The 324-nt window shown below is 45.4% G+C and carries 1 protein-coding gene; it reads right to left on the bottom strand.

Annotated features, from left to right (window positions below; translation table 11 throughout):
- Positions 1 to 324: Rib/alpha-like domain-containing protein (locus tag OCF96_RS09935; protein WP_261447064.1), on the bottom strand; the 324-nt coding region annotated here is incomplete at both ends.

Genomic DNA, 324 nt, shown 5'->3' with positions numbered 1-324 from the left:
TCTGGATAAGTGACTAAGGCTACTGTTGGATGACTGCCTGGTGTGTTCACAACTGGCGTGTCTTTCCATGTGACGGTTGTGCCACTTGGTAAACCGGTTTTGTTTACACTTGTTTCTGGATCTGGTACGTGTCCATTGTCCACTTCTTGAGGGATTCCAGTTGGGCTGTATTCATCATTTTGCGGCGTTACGTTTACCGTTACCGTCACTTCTTCCGTACTCTTATCTGGGTAAGTGATTAATACTTTGCCTGTCTTACTTCCTGGTTTACTTGTGTCTGGTTGTTCGGACCAGCTATAGTTTGTTCCTGCTGGTAAGTCATTG

This window comes from Streptococcus mitis (assembly GCF_946190065.1).
GTDB lineage: Bacteria > Bacillota > Bacilli > Lactobacillales > Streptococcaceae > Streptococcus > Streptococcus mitis_DE.
Note: the sequence above shows the minus strand (reverse complement) of the source record. Positions and strands in the feature narration are given on the sequence as shown.